This is a genomic window from Clostridium sp. ZBS2 (assembly GCF_023845855.1).
Lineage (GTDB): Bacteria > Bacillota > Clostridia > Clostridiales > Clostridiaceae > Clostridium > Clostridium aquiflavi.
The window spans coordinates 1-530 of sequence record NZ_JAMQIF010000110.1; the positions used below are offsets into that span (position 1 = coordinate 1).

At 13.4% G+C, this 530-nt stretch carries 1 protein-coding gene; it reads right to left on the reverse strand.

The window, feature by feature from the left end; genetic code table 11:
- Positions 1 to 239 precede the first annotated feature (239 nt).
- Positions 240 to 380 carry a hypothetical protein gene (locus tag NG918_RS17240; RefSeq protein ID WP_252227167.1) on the reverse strand — a complete coding sequence of 47 codons (141 nt, stop codon included), beginning with the start codon at positions 378 to 380 and terminating at the stop codon, positions 240 to 242.
- Between the last annotated feature and the right edge of the window lie 150 nt (positions 381 to 530).

A 530-nucleotide genomic window follows, 5' to 3' on the forward strand; every position in this document is an offset into this window, starting at 1 on the left:
CCCGATCTACCTTTTTTTATTTTTCCTTCCTTTTTTTTTTTTTTTTCTTTTTTTTTTTTTTTTTAATTTTTTTTTTTTTTCTTTTAAAAATTTTTTTTTTATATAAATATTTTTATATTTTATTTATTATTTTTTTCTACATCATTTTTAATTTTTTTATTTTTTTATTATTTTTTATTTTTTTTTTTTTCTTTTTTTTTTACAACAAAATCTTAATTTATTTTTTTTTGTTTTTGGTGTTAAACTACTTCAACATTATTTTTTTTTCTTTTTTTTAATGGAAATTCTTTTGTTTTCTTTATTTTTTTTTTTTTTTTTTTTTTTTTTTTTTTTTTCATCTCTTTTTTTTTTTTTTTTTTTTTTTTTTTTTTCTTTTTCATAAACTTAACTTCTTTTCCAATTACCACAACCTATTTTATATTTTTTTATATTTTTTTTACTTTCACCTTTTCCACCTTTTCTACCACCTTTTTTATCTCAATTTCTTTTTTCTTTTTTTCTATCAATTTTTTTTTCTATTTTTCTTTCTT

Excerpts from the sequence above, each read along its gene's own strand:
- NG918_RS17240 (WP_252227167.1), bottom strand. The coding sequence starts at position 380 with ATGAAAAAGAAAAAAAAAAAAAAAAAAAAAAAAAAAAAAGAGATGAAA.